Source organism: Rhizobium bangladeshense (genome assembly GCF_001662075.1).
In the GTDB taxonomy this organism is placed as follows: Bacteria; Pseudomonadota; Alphaproteobacteria; order Rhizobiales; family Rhizobiaceae; genus Rhizobium; species Rhizobium bangladeshense_B.
Genome location: NZ_LYPL01000004.1, coordinates 64,857 through 82,567 on the forward strand (window position 1 = coordinate 64,857; position 17,711 = coordinate 82,567).

At 57.6% G+C, this 17,711-nt stretch carries 14 protein-coding genes; 8 read left to right on the forward strand and 6 right to left on the reverse strand.

Features of this window, described 5'->3' with window-relative positions:
* Nucleotides 1–40 precede the first annotated feature (40 nt).
* From A7X77_RS10195 to A7X77_RS10210, 4 genes are all read right to left on the reverse strand, one after another.
* Entirely contained in the window at nt 41–2,278 is a 2,238-nt protein-coding gene (locus tag A7X77_RS10195; RefSeq protein ID WP_064682833.1) for a hypothetical protein, read from the reverse strand.
* On the reverse strand, nt 2,278–3,405 hold the full coding sequence (locus A7X77_RS10200) for a hypothetical protein (protein ID WP_245293722.1): 1,128 nt from the start codon (nt 3,403–3,405) through the stop codon (nt 2,278–2,280). The genes A7X77_RS10195 and A7X77_RS10200 overlap by 1 nt, the downstream gene beginning before the upstream one ends.
* A 55-nt stretch (nt 3,406–3,460) precedes the next feature.
* Nucleotides 3,461–4,399 carry an FAD-dependent thymidylate synthase gene (gene thyX / locus A7X77_RS10205; RefSeq protein ID WP_064682835.1) on the reverse strand — a complete coding sequence of 313 codons (939 nt, stop codon included), beginning with the start codon at nt 4,397–4,399 and terminating at the stop codon, nt 3,461–3,463.
* Between the two features lie 172 nt (nt 4,400–4,571).
* Nucleotides 4,572–5,711 (reverse strand): RHE_PE00001 family protein, encoded by a 1,140-nt coding sequence (locus tag A7X77_RS10210; RefSeq protein ID WP_064682836.1) that lies wholly within the window; start codon nt 5,709–5,711, stop codon nt 4,572–4,574.
* 189 nt (nt 5,712–5,900) lie between these two features.
* Here A7X77_RS10210 and A7X77_RS10215 point away from each other — a divergent pair, with 189 nt between their 5' ends.
* From A7X77_RS10215 to repC, 4 genes are all read left to right on the forward strand, one after another.
* Nucleotides 5,901–7,049, forward strand: a complete 1,149-nt coding sequence (locus tag A7X77_RS10215) for a site-specific integrase (protein WP_064682837.1) — start codon at nt 5,901–5,903, stop codon at nt 7,047–7,049.
* Nucleotides 7,050–7,458: 409 nt separating this feature from the next.
* Complete coding sequence (gene repA / locus A7X77_RS10220; protein ID WP_064682838.1) at nt 7,459–8,670, forward strand: plasmid partitioning protein RepA; 1,212 nt, start codon at nt 7,459–7,461, stop codon at nt 8,668–8,670.
* A complete protein-coding gene (gene repB, locus A7X77_RS10225; protein WP_064682839.1) occupies nt 8,667–9,710 on the forward strand; it encodes a plasmid partitioning protein RepB in 1,044 nt (347 codons plus the stop codon). The genes repA and repB overlap by 4 nt, the downstream gene beginning before the upstream one ends.
* Nucleotides 9,711–9,865: 155 nt before the next feature.
* Nucleotides 9,866–11,080 carry a plasmid replication protein RepC gene (repC, locus tag A7X77_RS10230; RefSeq protein ID WP_064682840.1) on the forward strand — a complete coding sequence of 405 codons (1,215 nt, stop codon included), beginning with the start codon at nt 9,866–9,868 and terminating at the stop codon, nt 11,078–11,080.
* A 647-nt stretch (nt 11,081–11,727) separates the two neighbouring features.
* Here repC and A7X77_RS10235 read toward each other — a convergent pair.
* Together A7X77_RS10235 and A7X77_RS10240 are read right to left on the reverse strand one after the other, a co-directional pair.
* On the reverse strand, nt 11,728–12,987 hold the full coding sequence (locus A7X77_RS10235; RefSeq protein WP_064682841.1) for a hypothetical protein: 1,260 nt from the start codon (nt 12,985–12,987) through the stop codon (nt 11,728–11,730).
* Between the two features lie 85 nt (nt 12,988–13,072).
* The gene (locus A7X77_RS10240; RefSeq protein ID WP_064682842.1) at nt 13,073–13,573 is read right to left on the reverse strand and encodes a ProQ/FINO family protein; all 501 of its coding nucleotides are present in this window, start codon (nt 13,571–13,573) and stop codon (nt 13,073–13,075) included.
* Nucleotides 13,574–13,652: 79 nt separating this feature from the next.
* Between A7X77_RS10240 and A7X77_RS10245 the strand changes: the two genes are divergently transcribed.
* The 4 genes from A7X77_RS10245 (at nt 13,653) to A7X77_RS10260 (ending at nt 17,710) form a co-directional block, all read left to right on the forward strand.
* The gene (locus A7X77_RS10245; RefSeq protein WP_245293723.1) at nt 13,653–14,078 is read left to right on the forward strand and encodes a hypothetical protein; all 426 of its coding nucleotides are present in this window, start codon (nt 13,653–13,655) and stop codon (nt 14,076–14,078) included.
* Nucleotides 14,079–14,540 (forward strand): hypothetical protein, encoded by a 462-nt coding sequence (locus tag A7X77_RS10250; protein WP_064682844.1) that lies wholly within the window; start codon nt 14,079–14,081, stop codon nt 14,538–14,540.
* Nucleotides 14,541–14,819: 279 nt separating this feature from the next.
* A complete protein-coding gene (locus A7X77_RS10255; RefSeq protein ID WP_064682845.1) occupies nt 14,820–16,949 on the forward strand; it encodes a ParB/RepB/Spo0J family partition protein in 2,130 nt (709 codons plus the stop codon).
* 104 nt (nt 16,950–17,053) lie between these two features.
* A complete protein-coding gene (locus tag A7X77_RS10260) occupies nt 17,054–17,710 on the forward strand; it encodes a hypothetical protein (protein WP_064682846.1) in 657 nt (218 codons plus the stop codon).
* Nucleotide 17,711 lies beyond the last annotated feature (1 nt).

The following is a 17,711-nucleotide window of genomic DNA, read 5'->3' on the forward strand; positions in this document are numbered from 1 at the left end:
GAACTTCGCTGAATGAAATCCGCTCCGCCTGCAGTGTATGTCAGGCGGGTACCTCTGTTTCAGAATCCGCCGTTTCGGCATAAGGCTCGTCGTTGAAAACATAAGGCAGGACTGCGGCCAGAAGCTTCGGCAGCTTGTTTTTTGGAAACGAGACAATTCGCTCCAGGTCGATCGTCGCCAATGTCATCTGACGAGTCGCTAATGCCACGAGAAACTCCAGGACGGCCTCCCCCTGGTTCTCGGCATGACGCTCCATCATTTTCAATACTAAGTGCCCGATCTTGGCGCTGTGATTTGCCGTCGTTGTGTGGGCGTAATTTAACTCATGCGGAAACGCTGCCCGGAGAAGTGATGCCTGAATGATGCCGTCATTGAACCGCGTAAAGTTTTCGCTCGACAACACCGTCAAGTGAAACGGCGATTGCGCAAGCTCGGGCGAACCTTTTGCTTTCGATGGCTTCCGGCGACTTTCAAGGATGCTCGCAATCGTCGCGAAAACGTCTCCTTGCTTAATGACGTCGGTTTGATAGGTGCCGTCCCAAAACGCAAAGCTCGGCCTCAGCTTAAGCGGATGTCCTGCTGTATTCGTAAGGAAGAAGTCATCTTCCATGAGATTTCGCAAAAGGATGCGAATTCTGCGTTCGATGACGCTAGTAACTTTTTTCGTGTCATAGATTTTTGGCAGGTCCGCCTTAACCTTCCTCCAGAACTTCAGCTCTTTGTCCCAAGATGAAAATTGATTCTCATGAGGTAAAGTTAATGCGTCGACGACGCAGAAAATGTGCTTGTGCTCCCTGTTATTATGCTCGAGATCCTTCAGCAAAGTTCCCTGATACTCAGCGAGGCTGTGTTTATTGACCCCTGCAAAATAAGTACGGGGCAGGTTTCTGAAAGGTGTTCGAAGATCGCGAGACGCATCCTGGAAAGACTGTCCTGAACCAAGGGTAGCCGCAACGATGACAACGCCTTTCCGCTCTCTTGTCGCAGTGCCAGCTGACTTGCTCGAAAGGATCTCCGGCCTCGGAAGTCCGAGCGCGCTGATTTCATCAGCAACAATCTCTGCAAGTCGCTCGCTGTCCTGACTTTCCGTCGGCAGTATATGGGACGTCGACGCAGGAATATTTCGCTGTACCATTTTGCTGATGGCAGCACGGTTGCCGTTAGCAAGCAAGGTATGTTGCAGGTCGACAAATAGGCCGTGCCCCGCTTGCTCTGGATGCCGCCGAAGACCGAATGCATTATTGCCGCGATATTTCTGCATTATCGCTCTGAGAGCAGGCGAGGCGGCGGCCTCGACAATGGTATAGGGCAAGACCACAGCGGCATCCGCGAGAAACTGATCTCCAACAAATGTAATCAGTCGCGACCCATCCCGGCACCATGGGCATTGCGTGGCCTCGAAGGTCTCAAGCATCAGTGGCTCAAGCCCGCGGATTGTTTCGCGCGCGTCGAACACGACTGTTCCCGATGGCTTTTTTGAGGTCGAGAATAAGGTAACGATCCGGCTTTCCGGCAGTCTCGTTTTGGCGGCCACGATCTCCGGAAGGGAGCCACTCGCGGAAGCGGAAATAAGTACTAGCTCTTTCGAAGGATCTTGGATTTGGAGCCGGTCTACCCCTTCATAAGAAAGAAAGCTCTGAATCTGAATACAGCTTATTTTATTGATGAGGCGACCCTTCAAAGCATAGGCCGCGTAGACCAATGCAGCTATCGAAGAAGAATCTACCCAAACCTTTTCGTCCACCTCACCGAGGTAGGGCAGCAAAACTAAAGCTAAGAACCCTATTTCTTCGCCTTGGATGAGAGCATTTGCAGTTCGTAGGAAGGCCCGAGAATGTTTACGCCGAGGGTGCACAAAGTGATGCCCCGGAGGTGCCTCGAGAACAGCTTCGCGAGATGTAACGAGATGGAGCGTCCCAGCGCGGACGATGCTAGAGAAATCCTCACTTTCAAGTTTCAAATTGCCCTGAAGGGTGTCGGAAGCCCCGACGGCGATTTGTCCACGGTCGTCAAAAGTCGCAAGTACGATCGCCGTGTCATCCGGCAGTCTCAAGAGAGCCTGCGTGCCTATCATGGTTGTCAAAGCGTTCTTCATTTCTGAAGCCGCATCTGCAGGCACGATGACAATAAGAGCTTCGGGATATGGATTGCCACTTATTAGGTCTCGATCGACAATCTCCATGAAGTCTTGCTGCACGAAGCCCGCAAGCGTTGTCATAAGCACGAGACAATCGGCGTGCTCCTCACGTGCCCAGTGAAAGTGGTAAAAGGCGCTCATCAGTTCCCGAGCCCGATAGGTATGAGAATGGTGAAAACAGCTCCTTCAACGCGCGCATGATGTCTCGGCGGCCCACCAGTAATGTCCATAAACTGCAGGTCGTCCGAAGTAACGTGGGGTTCCTTTTTTCCCGGCGGAAACCACTTGCATAGCGACAGTCGGCCAGTTCTTAGCCGCATGAAACCACCAGCAGATTTTAAGGCGAGCATTACACGCGGTAGACCCCAGCCATGCGCTGGATTGGGTATCGAGGTGCGACTCGTCAGAAAACATTCGTGTACTAGCTCATATTCTCGCTCAATCGACATATCGGGAGGAATGAGCGAGCGAAATGACCGCGCGGCCAGACCCGGCCCGCTATCAAACACTGAAACTTCTAGGAACTCGACCCGCGGACGGGCGGCCTCGCGCTCCATGCTTTCAATGTAAGCCTTCAGCGCTGGCAATCCGGCCGCGAAGGATTCGTGCGGGATATCGACGGGTCTCAGAGCGAATACAATCCCGCGGGCAGAGCGCCTATAAAGCGCTCCTTCTAAATCCGTCCTTGCGTGAAGATGTGTATTCGAAAACAACTCTCTAAAGAGACTTGCCAGTAACCCGACGTCAATGTCCTCCACTCGAAGTCTGTTTCTCTGTATAAGACGGTCCAGCGCCTGCCTCACGAGTCCTGTAAAATCACCCAAAACCTCCTCGGTCTTCGAGTGGTAAAGAAACGGATTAGGTCCAGCTCGTTCGAGATGGTCGATGGAGACGAGTGGAAGAGATTGGCCGTGGATTATCTCGTCAAATCTACCGGTGTACAGTTCTTTTAGGCGCTTGTTTACAAGATGAAGCATAGCAACGCTAACGTCGCGAGTTCCGTCTCGGCCAATGATTTGATCAGCAAAGGACGCCGCAATCAGTCCATAGGTTCTGTCCAGCAGCGTCTTTGCCGCGAGCTCAGGCTCGACGTCGTTGTTAAGGTACAAAGTTGCCTTTGCTTCGTTCCGACGCGACCAAGTTATCGCCAGCTGCGCACCGCTGACCGAACCACCGGCCCGCGCTTCAAACGCCCATTTGTTTGGGACAGTCAAACCACTTCTGCGCTCATTGATAAGGTTGAGCGCTGACTCAACCTTATCGTACATTGCCGTTTGAGCTAGACGATCGCGAGGTTCTGCACTAGGAGCCATAGCGGAAAGACTACCGTTTCGCGAGGATTGACGTGAACTCGTCCCATTCACGTTTCGACATGGCGGTATCGCCGTGTTCGACTTTCTCTCCGGACAGCATCCGCCGCAACGCCTTGACACCCTCACCTGAGAACGTTGCTGCGTCCAGGCGGTGTTCGCGGAATGCTTCATATGTCAGCGGAACCCACTTGCGGAGTATTTCCAAAATGACGTCAGCATAAACCCTAATTTCATACTGAGCGTGGGCGTCAGCACGCAGCCTGAGGAAATTCATAAGATTGTGAAGGTCGGTCTTCCAGTACCATTGGGTGTAGAAATTCAACGAAAGGTTCATCCGCGCCAGTTCTCGTGCGAGCCCCTGTCTATCCTCGTCAATCGGAGCTCCGGTTTCGTCGTGATTCAACATATCGAGATAGTGGTCGTACGACCGCTGCGAGTCTTCTTTGAGTATGTCGAGGATACGCGAAGCTTCAGCCGGGCCAACAATGTTCCCGCGGCCCTGCCTATTCTGCACCGATTGTGCAGCTAGTTGCTCCGGGGCGGGAATGTAGAATTCTCGATCGAGTATCGAATAGCGTGCAGAGTATTCATTGACATTCGCCATCCTGTGCCGGATCCACTGTCGAGCGACAAAGATCGGCATTTTTACGTGAAGCTTGATCTCAGCCATTTCAAACGGCGTGGTGTGCCAGTGCCGCAGCAGATAATTGATGAGGCCACGGTCTTCACTGACCTGTCGGGTGCCCCTACCATATGACACACGTGCCGCTTGCACCACGGCGGAATCGTCACCCATATAGTCGACCACCCGAACAAATCCGTGATCAAGCACGGGCATGGCTTCGTAAAGTATTTCTTCCAAGCCAGGGGAAACAATCCTTCGGGTGGGGGCAGATACCTCACGCGACTGTTGGATTTGGAGCTTTTGTTCGTCTGAAAGTGCGCTCATGAATATCCTCGCGTGCTTAGATGCCGAGAAACTTTCTTGTCTCTTCACCAGGCTGAACCCTAACTGCTTTTAAAGGTTCGGTGCAAACAAATGGTTGAAGGAGCGGATATTGAAGCCGCTGCATTGTGTGTCCACGGGTCTACTGTTGGTGAGAAACACACGCGCCAGACGTTTACAAAATCCCCCATGCGCGAAACCTCCCCCTGCCCGTCATCTCGCGTAAGCCGAGCTCCGCAACGATCCGCCGCGCCGCCTGCGGCGTCACATCGATCGTCTTCGCCACCATTTTTGCCGACACCAACGGTTTGGCCATCACCAACTCAACCAGCTCCGGCAGTTTTGAAGATGTCCGGCGCCCTTCCAGCTTTCGCTCGAACAGTGTCCGGGCCAACGCCAGCCGGTCATGTTCTTTCAATCCGATCTCGGCGGCCGCGATCAGTCCGTGGGCGATGGCCAGCATCCGGGTTTCCCGGTCGCGATGCCGACGACGATCGACTGGAATGGATTTCAGGCCGGTATTGATGGCGGCGAGATGGGCACCGGTGGTAACGCCGGTCTGGCGCAATATCGACGCGGCCAGCGGCCGGCCAAGCCAGGGCGCATGCTGAAGGACGGACAGTTCGTTCCAGGCGTCGAGGGCGATGATGGCCTGCAGCACCGCCGGCAAGTCTTGCGTTTGTCGCAACACGCTTCGCCATTCTTCCAGCCGGGCGTCCTCGTCCCAGTCGAGATCATAGATCAGCGGATCTTTTTCCGCCGCGCCGCCACGGCCAGGCCGTGTTGCATTCTCGATCGCCGCTTCCGATCGGGCCAGCACCGCATCGATAGCGACATAATCGATGCCGCGGAGATGTTCGATGTCGTCGGCGTCTTCCCCCTCGCCTTCCGGATCGTTCGCGACCGCGCGCCGGATGGCATCGGCGGGCGTCGCCTCGTCAGCGTCGACCGACGTGATCTCCGAGGTTTTTCGCAGTGTCCGAAGTCCGTCGGCCGATAGGGCCCAGCCAGGCAACTGGCCAGCAATGCGCCGACGCGTGCGCAGGACGTCGCGGGCGATGGTCAGCTCGTGGGTGGGTGTGCGAATATCTCTGACATGGTCGTGGAGGACGAGGTCTTCGAGATGGACGAGTTCGCCGTCGATCCACAGCGAGGCGCAGGCATCGGTGAACTGGGCGCGCTCGAGGAAGCCCGCTCCGACCGGCGAGCGGGCGATGCGCTCGTCCAGACGCGTCAGAGCGACGCCGGCGTCGAAAGCCGGCCGTATCAGGGCAGTCATGCTGATTTTTGCGAGATCGTAAGCCATTGAAAACATGGTAAATGATTTCTTATACGAACGCTATTGTAAAGTTATGGTTCGTCACATGGTATGATTGCTGGTTGACGCTCTAACCATCGATAAGTACTGGTTATCGATGGTAGATTGATTTCGAGGCGCAAATCAGAGAGAATCGGGGCAAAACACGGCCTTGGCGGCCGTCGAAACCGTCCTTTTGGAGCGTCCGTGGCCAAACCCAAGGCATCATTGACCGCCGTCGAGCGCCGTGCCGAAGAACTCGACACCATTGCCGCCGTGCTGCCGCTCGAGCGCCGCGACGAACTCGCCGAACTGCTCACCGACCAGGATGTCGAGACGCTGCGCCATCTCGTCAACCAGGGCATGGGCGACAACACGCTGCGGGCATTAACCTCGGATCTGACCTATCTCGAAGCCTGGGGGTTGGCGGCGACCGGACGCTCCCTGCCCTGGCCCGCGCCCGAGGCGCTGCTTTTGAAATTTGTCGCCCATCACCTCTGGGACCCAGAGCGCCGCGAGACCGATGCGGATCACGGCATGCCGGCGGAGGTCGACGAAAACCTTCGGAGCCAGGGGTTTCTCAAATCCGTCGGCCCGCACGCGCCAGCAACGGTGCGGCGGCGACTGGCGAACTGGTCGACACTAACAAAGTGGCGCGGGCTTGATGGTGATTTCGCCTCCCCTGCCCTCAAATCAGCCATTCGGCTGGCGATCCGAGCCGCGCCAAGACAACGTCTTCGCAAGAGCGCCAAGGCGGTCACCGGCGATGTGCTGGCCAGACTGCTGGCGACCTGCGCGACCGACAGTCTGCGCGATCTCCGGGACCGGGCGATCCTGATGGTCGCCTTTGCCTCCGGCGGCCGGCGGCGCAGCGAGATCGCCGGGCTGCGCCGCGAACGGTTGACCGTCGAGCCGCCCATTCCGGTCGAAGGCGGGAGCCCCCTCCCCTCTCTCGCCATCCATCTCGGCCGCACCAAGACGACCTCCGGCGAGCAGGACGACGTGGTCTATCTGACCGGCCGGCCGGTGGATGCGCTGAATGCCTGGATGGTGGCCGCGAAGATCGAGAGCGGCAGCGTGTTTCGGGCGATCGGGCGATGGGGGACTGTGTCGCGACGGGCGATCGATCCGCAGTCGGTCAATGCGATCATCAAGCAGCGGGTGGAACTGGCTGGATTGGAGCCGGGGGAATTTTCCGCGCACGGGCTACGATCTGGATATCTGACGGAAGCGGCGAACCGTGGCATCCCCCTGCCCGAGGCGATGGAGCAGTCTCGCCACCGGTCGGTGCAGCAGGCATCAAGCTACTACAATAATGCTACGCGTCGAAGCGGACGGGCTGCCCGTATGCTTTAATTGCGGAAGGAGGAGGATTTTCTTAAACCCGAGCAGCTGCATTGGACTGCAACCCCACAGCGGCCGTTTTTCCGCCCTAGCTGGTGGCAATGATTCTCGTCAGTGAACTCGCTTGGATGCTAATTTGAGTCGCCAAATGGGTTATCGCCACCGCAAAATGTATCCCTTGCGCCTATTGCTTCGAAGATTCCGGTGTACGGGTGAAAACGGCATCCGGAGATACAGCCTCGATAACATCTTGTTGTTACACAATAATGTTTAGATCTCTTTGCACGAGCGACGGTCGGCATTAAGGTTTTGTTAACCCTAAATAGCTTGCCAGCCTGTTAGAATCGATGCTTATTGCAAGCAGCGGAGTGATTAGGAAATTCCGCTCAGAAGCGCTATTTCAAGAAATCAGGTCCGGGGAATGCCCAAAATCGCTGCAAAATTACCGCCAAAAGATGAAGACCTGATGGGGTTAATTGAGCGCCATTCTCGTTCCTTGTCGGCGCAACTGCAAGAGCATCAGCTCGCGACCTTTCCCCCTACGGCGGAAAAGGGCATCCGCACGTTTCAGCCAGCGGAGGCAGCAAAGCTGGTCGGCGTGAAAGAAGTATATCTGCGCCAGCTCGCAAACGAGCTCGAAGGTCTCCAAGTCAGCACCAGTCCGACCGGGCGCCGGTCGTATTCCGTTGAGGACATGCACAAGATCCGCAAGCACCTCGACCAGGTGGGCCGTGGCAATCGCCGTTATCTTCCACACCGCCGCGACGATGAAGCGTTGCAGGTTATCTCGGTCATGAATTTCAAGGGCGGGTCCGGCAAAACCACGACTGCCGCTCATCTGGCCCAGTATCTCGCGCTTCGCGGCTACCGGGTGCTCGCTATCGATCTTGACCCGCAGGCGAGTCTGTCCACACTCTTTGGCAACCAGCCAGAAACCGATGTCGGCGTAAACGAGACGCTTTATGGTGCGATTCGATACGACGGCGCTCGCCCAATGGCCGAGATTGTTCGCGCGACCTACATTCCTGATCTTCATCTGATCCCCGGCAACCTCGAACTTATGGAGTTCGAACACGATACGCCGCGGGCGCTGATGAAGCGGAAGATCGGCGATACCATGTTCTTCCACCGGATCAGCGAGGTGCTTGACCAGGTGGCACCCAATTACGACGTTGTGGTGATCGACTGCCCGCCACAACTAGGCTACCTCACCCTCTCCGCCCTGACCGCAGCCACCTCGGTTCTGATCACCGTGCATCCGCAGATGCTCGACGTCATGTCGATGAATCAGTTTCTGTCGATGACATCCGATCTGCTCCGGGAGATCTCATCGCACGGTGCGCGCTTCGACTATAACTGGATGCGCTATCTCGTGACGCGGTTCGAGCCGAGTGATGGGCCACAGAACCAGATGGTCGGGTATCTCAGGGCGATTTTCGGAGAGAATGTTCTAAACTTCCCGATGCTGAAGACAACGGCCGTTTCCGACGCCGGTCTTACTAACCAGACCCTTTTCGAGGTGGAGAGAGGCCAATTCACCCGGGCCACTTATGATCGCGCGCTTGAAGCGATGAACAACGTCAACGACGAGATCGAGTCGCTGATCAAGAAAGCATGGGGAAGAAAGTCATGAGCAGGAAGGACATCCTCCGCACCCCCAAGCCAACCGCCGCTGTCGCGGCGCCGGTTGAAAGACCGATTAAGAGCCGAAGCATTCTTCCACTCATGGGCTCCCCACCATCGGAAGGAGCGACACCGGCATCATCGCGTCTCACTAGCCAGGTTGGCGGTGCTTTCGCAGAAGGTAAGGCGAGGTTTGAGCGCGCCGAAGAAATCGAAAAACGCCTGGCTGAGGGCCAAACCATCATCGAACTCGATACGGATACGGTCGATCCATCTTTCGTTCAAGACCGCATGCCCGGTGATATTGCCGGTCTTGTTGAAGCGATCCGCGAACAAGGCCAGCAGATCCCTATTCTGGTGCGCCCTCACCCCGAGGCACCGGGGCGCTATCAAGTCGCATTTGGGCACCGTCGTTTGCGCGCAGTCTCGGAACTCAACCTGCCGGTCAAGGCGGTTGTCAGGGAACTTACAGACGAGCAGCTCGTAATTGCCCAAGGTCAGGAGAACAATGAACGCCAGGACCTGACATTCATAGAAAAGGCGCGGTTCGCCTCCCGGCTGACCGAGCAATTTTCACGAGATGTCGTGATGGCAGCGTTGTCTGTCTACAAAAGCGATCTCTCGAACATGCTGTCGGTGGTGACCCGCATCCCCACGGAAATTGTCGACGCAATCGGCTCGGCGCCCGGGATTGGCTTGAAAAGTTGGGTGGCTCTCGCCGAGCTTCTCACGCGCGACGATGACCTTGAACAGGCTTCGACTTTCCTGCGATCGGCCGAGGCGAAAGCCCTGCCCTCGCCCGACCGGTTCAAGTCGCTCGTCGCCAGCCTCAAACCTACACCAACCAAGCGCGGACTACCGGATCTCCTGACAACGCCCACGGGGCTACGTTTGGCCCAGGTAACGAAGAGCAAAACCAAGTTGGACCTGTCGATCGATCGGCGCGAGATGCCAGATTTCGCCGCCTTCGTCTTGGAGCGCTTGCCAGCGCTCTTCGAGGAGCATCGCTCCAGGAACAGCGCTCAAGACCATTTGAACAACGGAGATTAGCGGAAAAAGAAAAAGGCCCCCAAAACGTCGCCGTCGTGGAAACCTCTTTCAGATCTAAGCAACCTGAGAATCGCACTTCCACGGATATTCGTCAAGAGTCTTTGGCACCGATTTGGTGAGCCGATTTCTTTTGCCTTTTTGAAAGGTGAAAGACGATGCAAACAGGAAGTGTGACGACGCCCTTCGGGCGGCGGTCGATGACGCTTGCCCTCGTGAAGCGACAAGTCGCTGCAAGAGAGATCAAGGCGGGAAAATCTGTCGAAAAATGGAAGGTCTTTCGGGACGCTTCTGAGGCCAGGGAAGCGCTCGGCCTGCAGTCGAGCAGCCTTGCTGTGCTTGACGCGCTGCTGAGTTTCTACCCGGAGAACGAATTGCGCCAGGAAGCACAGTTGGTGGTGTTTCCGTCGAACGCACAATTGATCCTGCGTGCCCATGGCATGGCTGGAGCAACACTTCGCCGTCACCTTGCATTGCTGGTGGAATCCGGGTTGATCGTTCGGAAGGACAGCGCGAACGGCAAACGCTTCGCGCGTAAGAATAATGCTGGGGAAATCGAGAAGGCCTTCGGTTTTGATCTCTCGCCAATGCTCGCCCGATCCGAAGAACTGGCTCTCATCGCTCAGAAGGTCGTTGCCGCGCGGTCCGCTTTCAGGAAAGCCAAGGAGAACCTGACGATCTGCCGCCGTGACGTTCGCAAGCTAATTTCGGCAGCAATGGAGGAGGGAGCTGAGGGCGATTGGCCAGCCGTTGAATCAATATATGTCAAACTCGTTGCCCGCATCCCCCGTTCCCCGACCATGAACGACGTAGCTGGGATTCTGGATGAAATGGAGCTTCTTCGCGACGAGATCATCAATCAGTTGGACAATCAGCAGAATTCACAATTTAATAGCACCAATGACGCTCAATTTGAGCAGCACATACAGAATTCAAATCCCGAATCCATCTCTGAACTTGAACCTAGCTCTGAAAAAGAGCAGGGCGCGAAGCCGAGCAAGCCCGACAAGCGAACGATCGAGCCGCTGAAGGCTTTCCCTCTTGGTGTGGTGCTGAAGGCCTGCCAACAGATTGCTGACTATGGGCCGGGCGGGGCGGTCGGAAGCTGGCGCGACCTCATGTCAGCCGCGGTGGTGGTGAGATCGATGCTGGGGATCAGCCCAACAGCTTACCAAGATGCGTGCCAGGTCATGGGGCCGGAAAACGCCGCGGTGGCGGTCGGCTGCATACTTGAGCGCGCAAATCTGATCAATACCCCAGGTGGGTACTTACGGGATCTGACGCGGCGCGCTGAGCGCGGTGAGTTTTCTCTCGGTCCTGTGATAATGGCGCTGCTCCGCAACAATGGGGGCGGCCTCCTTCGAGCCGTGTAATTGGCCGTTAGTTGCGACTAACCGCGCTAAGCGGCTCAAATGATAGGTGTTTCCGGATTGCTTGGCGTTTCCGTCGCCGTTCCGGGATTCCGCGGTCTGGCAAAGTTCGTTGTACTGCAATACCGGCGTCGCGATATTGGAGCCCGGAAGACGGAATGTATAGTGCTGGGATGCAGAGTAGCGGGTGCAGATGCGTGGGTAAATTTGACCCTACCAGCGTCTCAAATACAAACTGGTCGGAGTTTCAGTTCACAGATGATCGGGTGCAAGACAGGTGCATGCGTCGGTTCGCTCGAATTGCTCGACAGGCATCGCTGACGGGATGCTCATAGTCGTTAGTCGTGACTAACCGCCTCAAGCTACTGAAATCATACCTTTTTCGAAGGTATTGACCAACGGTCTTTGTTGCCGCCAGTTTCTTCGAGTTCAGCAGCGCGCCGGCAACGAGTTCCTGGGCTTTCGAGAGATCCTTGGACCCCCGGCTGCTGCGTACTCCTGAGTTGCGTCGGATACCGGCTCAAGATCATCGGGTTTATAACGCGATGATGCTGCGTGTTCACGAACGCATCGCAGGACCGGCTAGCGGGCGCGGATCGACCCTACGCGCCGCCAGTGGGTCGTTCCTCACGGTCTTGAGAACGCATGATCTAAGCTGCTCGCCCGGCGAGACAGGGGGAAGAAGAGTGGCGAGTGCCGTGCGGCGAAACCCCAAGCTTCAATCTCGGCTGACCCCCGTTTGCCAGGCGGCCTAAGCCTTCGAAAAATGTCCGCCATGGCTTTCGCCATTTAACTTGGCGAAGCGCGGCGTCGCCCGTGCCCAACCAGCGGATGCCATCAACTGGCCAGAAGAAGCGACCGTAGGGTGGTTCTTCGAGCGAGGAGCGCCATTGCCGGGACGGCTCTGTGTGGCTTGAACTTGCGACGGCCCGTTGAGATAACGGCCCAGAGTAAAGTGACGTCGAAATCGCATTGTGTCCTCCGGCGAAATGCCGGTTGTAGATTTCGACCAGCCGCCTCGCACTTTCGATAGACCGTAGGTGCTGAAGCAGCGATTTAGAGAGCTGTGTCTCTTCATTTCCCCGGAAGCCAAGCGCCTTCTTGATATCCCTAAGAAACCGCTTTCGGGCCGGATCGTCGACCGGATGGACATAGGGCAGGAGAATCCAATCGCCCCTGCGCCATGAGTCACCTGTAATGGCTTGCCACTCCAGTTGGAGATACGAACCGGATGCAGCCACAAACGCCCCGCTTTGCGTCTGTCGTGCTGTCGGATCCGCAGGAGTGAGCTTTTCAGCGATCGGCCCGTGTGGCGCACGCATGTAGGTCGCCAGTCTGTTTGCCGAAAAGCCTTTGGACGGAGCGTCATCAAGTCGTATTCGGCGTCCAGCGGACGGAGCGTCAATCGGACTGTCGGGTTCTGCGCCACGGGCCGGAGGGATATCGTCGGGCCTGCCCGGCTGAAGGAAGATGACTCGCTCCGCGCCTCTCCCGAGCCACCAGTCTACAGGGTTCTCAAAGTAGTCGAGTGAAGATCGGAAGGCCGCACCGAGCTCGAAATCGGAGAGAATAAAAAGTAGGCGCTCTACGACGTCCAGATAGGGAAGAATGACCGTCTTCGCTGGCGCCATTGCCTGCAGACGATCGATGCCGTTGATGTGGTCGGCATGAAGATGTGAAACAAAAAGCACGTCCGTCTTTCCGTCGGATGCCGCACGGTAGAGCGACAGTTCACTGTTGAAGGCGTCGCTTCGTTCCGAGCCGCAATCATAGACATAGGAAAAGCTTGTGACGGGGCGCTCATTGGCCGAGCGTACGCCGGGCGGCCCCTCGACCGTCGAAATCAAGCCGGAGTGAAAACCGCCATGGCCGACCGGGTGCTGGGTACGTGTGATTTTTGCGTGTTGCATCTACGTCCGGATTTTCAGGGGTAAGGGTCCTCGTTGGAAGTCGAGGATCTCTCGTTCGAGAATTGGGGCGGCGTTCGACTTCGGCTCAAGACATGGTGGATGACGTGTGTTGCATTTTTCCGCGGCCGAGGAGGCTCGCGCGGATCTGCTCTGATTTTGTCGCGCCCGGCGTCGGGGAAGGGGAGGGTGAAGAGGGCTCTGAGTTTCGCTCACCGCCGGCTGCCTTTTGCTTCAGCCTAAGAAAGCAGTTCTGAGCCGTCATGCGATCACCCTCACTCAGAGCTTCCAGCGGCCTACCGTCCAGATCATGGCGAACGGAATCGGGCTGGGCGCTTGCGAAATAATAACGCTTCGAGTGGACAAAGGCAGCAACCGCGCGGCGCAACGTCGTCATGCCAACACCAGGTTTCAGGAGCGGGCGAATTTCCTCAAAGAGCCCGATAGCAAACGGTCGGATAAGATCACCCGGCCTTGCCGGTAAGATCCTGACCGGACGAGCAAGCAACGCGTTTATAGCGTCTGCTTTCTGGATGTCGATCTGCGAAGCTACGATCGGGCCGCGGCTGACTGTCCAATTTTTTGCCATACGTTTCGACCCATCTTCTCTTCCCTGCAAGGCTGGGACCTGCGTCGTCTACGCTATTCTTGTTGCAGAAGTGCATATTGTGGAAGTCGATCTCAAGGCCCCAACGGTGCTCCATCCTTCTATTTGGTACAAAACAGTCTGGGCAGGGACGCTATATACATACTCGCCTGCGCGAGTGGCGCCCTCTGGCAGAATCCTCTATATTGCAAACATGAGCGACGAACAGACCATATCGAACTCCACCAAGTCGGCCGTTGAAAAGGTCCTCCGTGATCGGCTTGGCCAGGCAGGGTTTTCTGGCGCCGACATTCGGGCCGATCGAGACAGCGATGGCGATCCGATCCTGCTGGTCGACGTGAAGTATGCTTATTCGGACAAGCCGATCAATTCGAAACTCACTTACGGTCTTTCCACCGAGGTGCGAAAAGCTTTGAGCGCCCTTGGCGAGACGCGGTTTCCGCATATTCGGCATCATTTCGACGAACAGCAGAAGATCGCAAGCTAAGTGTCGAATGATTTAATCGCCACCGCTCGGCGGCTTGCCAAGGCTAGCCCAAAGCGTCCACGCCAGTCCGACCTCAAACGTGGTGTCAGTACAGCTTACTATGCGCTGTTTCATGCGCTGGCTCGCGATTGTGCCGATCTTCTGGTGGGGACAGGCGATACGCGCAGTGAGCCGGCATGGACGCAAGTCTATCGGACTCTCGAGCATGGTGTCGCGAAGAATTCCTGCAAAGCGGCGGCAAGCCGCGGCTTTCCGGGTAGTATCGTCTCATTCGCCGATACGTTTGTCATCCTGCAGGAAGAACGTCACCGCGCCGATTACGACCCGCTTGCGCGTTATGTCCGGGCCGAGGTCCTCGTTCTGATCGACAACTGTGAGCAGGCAATCAGAGATCTTGCATCGGCGCCGCGATCGGATCGCAAGGCGTTCGCGGTATGGGTTCTGCTCCAGAAAAAAAGATAAGGCCCTCTCCTAGAGTTAGCCGCAGAACAAATCAAGAACACAAATAGCTTTGAACATGAGCTCTGTGTGCAACGCTCAAGCCTGGCTGCCCCAGTCGTCACCCGAAGGGCCCAATCCCTGGCCCAGTATTGCCGGCTCCTAGGCGCAGGGGAAGGGTCGCCTGCCGAAGAGATGGTGGGACATGGTGGGAAGGCGATAGAGGGAGAGGAGGGAAGGGGATTTGTGGCGGGATAGGAGGCTGGAGAGAGGTTCCGGCCGGTCCGCCATGGAGAAACCGACATGGCCCAGGCAATCCAGAAGATCACCCTCAGTGCAGCCCGGGATATTCCCTTCAACAAGCTGGTTCTCAGCCAGCAGAACGTCCGCAAGATCAAGGCTGGTGTCTCGATCGAGGACCTTGCGGAAGACATCGCCCATCGCGGGCTGCTCACCAGCCTCAACGTTCGTCCCGAACTCGACGGCGACGGCAACGAGACCGGAATTTATCGCATTCCGGCTGGCGGGCGCCGTTATCGCGCCCTCGAGCGCCTGGTCGCGCAGAAGCGGTTGGCCAAAACCGCCGGCGTTCCCTGCCTCGTCAGCAAAGGCGAGACCCTCGAGGTCGAGGACTCGCTCGCCGAAAACGTCCAGCGCGTATCCTTGCATCCGCTCGATCAGTTCCGCGCCTTCCAGACCCTGCGCGAGCAGGGGCTCGGCGAGGAAGAGATCGCCGCGCGCTTCTTCCTTTCGGTCGCGACCGTCAGGCAGCGCTTGCGGCTGGCCACCGTCTCACCACGGCTTCTCGACTTCTATGCCGAAGACGAGATGACGCTCGAACAGATCATGGCGTTCTCGATCACCAACGACCACGTTCGCCAGGAGCAGGTCTGGGACACGATCTCGCGTTCGCATAGCCGAGAGCCCTATTACATCCGCCGGCTCCTGACCGAAACCGCAATTCGTGCCAGCGACCGCCGCGCCGTTTATGTCGGTATCGAAGCCTACGAGGCCGCAGGCGGTGTCACGATGCGGGACCTGTTCGACCAGGATCAGGGTGGCTGGCTGCAGGATCCGGCGCTGCTTGAGCAGCTCGTGATGGAAAAGCTGAAGGCTGACGCCGAGGCAATCCAGGTGAGCGAAGGCTGGAAATGGGTCGAAGCCGCGTTTGATTTCCCGTACGGCCACACCTCCGGCCTCCGCCGCTTCTACGGCGAGCAGGCCGAAATGACTGAAGATGAACTGGCACGCTATGACGCCACCCGCGCCGAATACGACAAGCTCGACGCAGAGTATGCGGATGCGAACGAGTACTCGGAAGCGTCCGAACAGAAGCTGGAGGAACTCGGCAGCGGGCTCGACCGGCTCAACGACCGTCCGTACGTGTTCGATCCACAGGAGGTCGCCCGCGGCGGTGTCTTCGTGTCGCTCGGCGCCAGCGGCGAGCTCAAGATCGAGCGAGGCTTCGTGCGGCCGGAGGATGAACCGAAGGCCGAGATCGATCCCTCGGCTGATCACGGCGAAGGTCGTACCGACGACGGCGGCGATCTACCAGTATCCGCCGGCGCCGGCAGTGAAGGCACTGAACCGGACGAAGAGGACGAAACGATCAAGCCGCTTCCCGACCGCCTGGTTCTCGATCTGACTGCGGCGCGCACTGTGGCGCTGCGCAACGCGCTGGCGAACGATCCTGTCATCGCCTTTGTCGCCGTCCTGCATGCCTTTGTTCTAAAGACCTTCTACGTCTACGGTTCGGATTCATGCCTGGAGGTGACGCTGCAGAGCGCCCGCTTCAGCCAGACGCCCGGTCTCGGCGAAACGGTCTGGGCGAAGGAGATCGATCAAAGGCAGGAAGGCTGGGGCCAGGATTTGCCCAAGGATCCGAACGATCTCTGGGATTTCCTGATCAAGCTCGATGAGGTCAGCCGGCAGGCCCTGTTTGCGCATTGCGCCTCGCTTTCGGTCAACACGGTGATCGAACCCTGGAACAAGCGGACCCGGGCGATCGCCCACGCCGAGCAACTGGCTCGCTCGATTGGTTTCGACATGGTGGAAGCCGGTTGGACGTCGACCGCCGACAACTATCTCGGCCGTGTCACAAAAGCGCACATCCTGCAGGCGGTTCGTGAGGCAAAGGGGGACCAAGCAGCGGAGCTGATCGGCCATCTCAAGAAAGCCGACATGGCCCGCGAGGCCGAGCGGCTGATGACAGGCTACGGCTGGTTGCCTGAGCCCCTTCGCATGACGATCGGGGAAGGCACGATCGAAAGCGATGCTGTCGCAGATAGTGCCGTCCAGCCCGATGAGGTTGAGCCTGTATTCGAAGCTTCGGACCTGCCGGCCTTCCTGCTCGACGAGCCGGAAACGTCGAGCGATGGCGACGGCGATACGGAAAGTGGGATCGATGGCGAGCATCTCGCCGCCGCCGAATAGGTTCACGAGCGTCACATCAGCCTGACCCGATCGCATTTGCGGTTGGGTCTTCTTTCCCAACAGCCCGGCCATCGCGCCGGGCTTTTCCGTTTCAGGAGGCACCTATGCCTGACTTCACCATCGAAACCACCTATCACCTGCCGGTGTTCCGGCGTCGCACCTATGAAGCTGGCACGCTGGACGAGGCGTGCCGTGCTGCCATCGAGGATGACAGTTGGGATATCGCCGAGAAGGACTTCGATTCCTCGGGAGCAATTCATATCACCGGCATCTGGGACGGCGCACATACGGCCTATGCGGGTCCGCCGATCCAGATCCCCCAGCAATTCGATGAACCTGTCCAGCGCCGGGCGCGTCATTTCGAGATCCTGCTCGGGCTGCTGAAGATCCTGTTCGATGACATCAGTGCTGCCCGGCAACCGTCGCCCGATTGGCTCGCCCGATCTGCCTGGGCGATTGCCCGCGGAGAAGCCATTCTCGCCGGAGACCCGGATCCTGAAGAGCCGGTCGACCCACCTAGGACCGGTCATGTGCTCGCTCGGCTGCAGGACGATCAGGTCCGCCATGCGGTGGCCGCCGTGCTGGAGGTCGACCGAAGTTTCGACCCTCTCACCCCGGAGGCGGTCACTGATGACGACATCCACGCGGCGTGCATCACCGCAGTTACGGCATTCGACGTCTCGGACGTCGTTGGCAGCGCCGAATTCCAGGCCGCGCTCTTGGCAATCCGGTCGGCACGCCGCCGACTGGCTTCCGATTGAT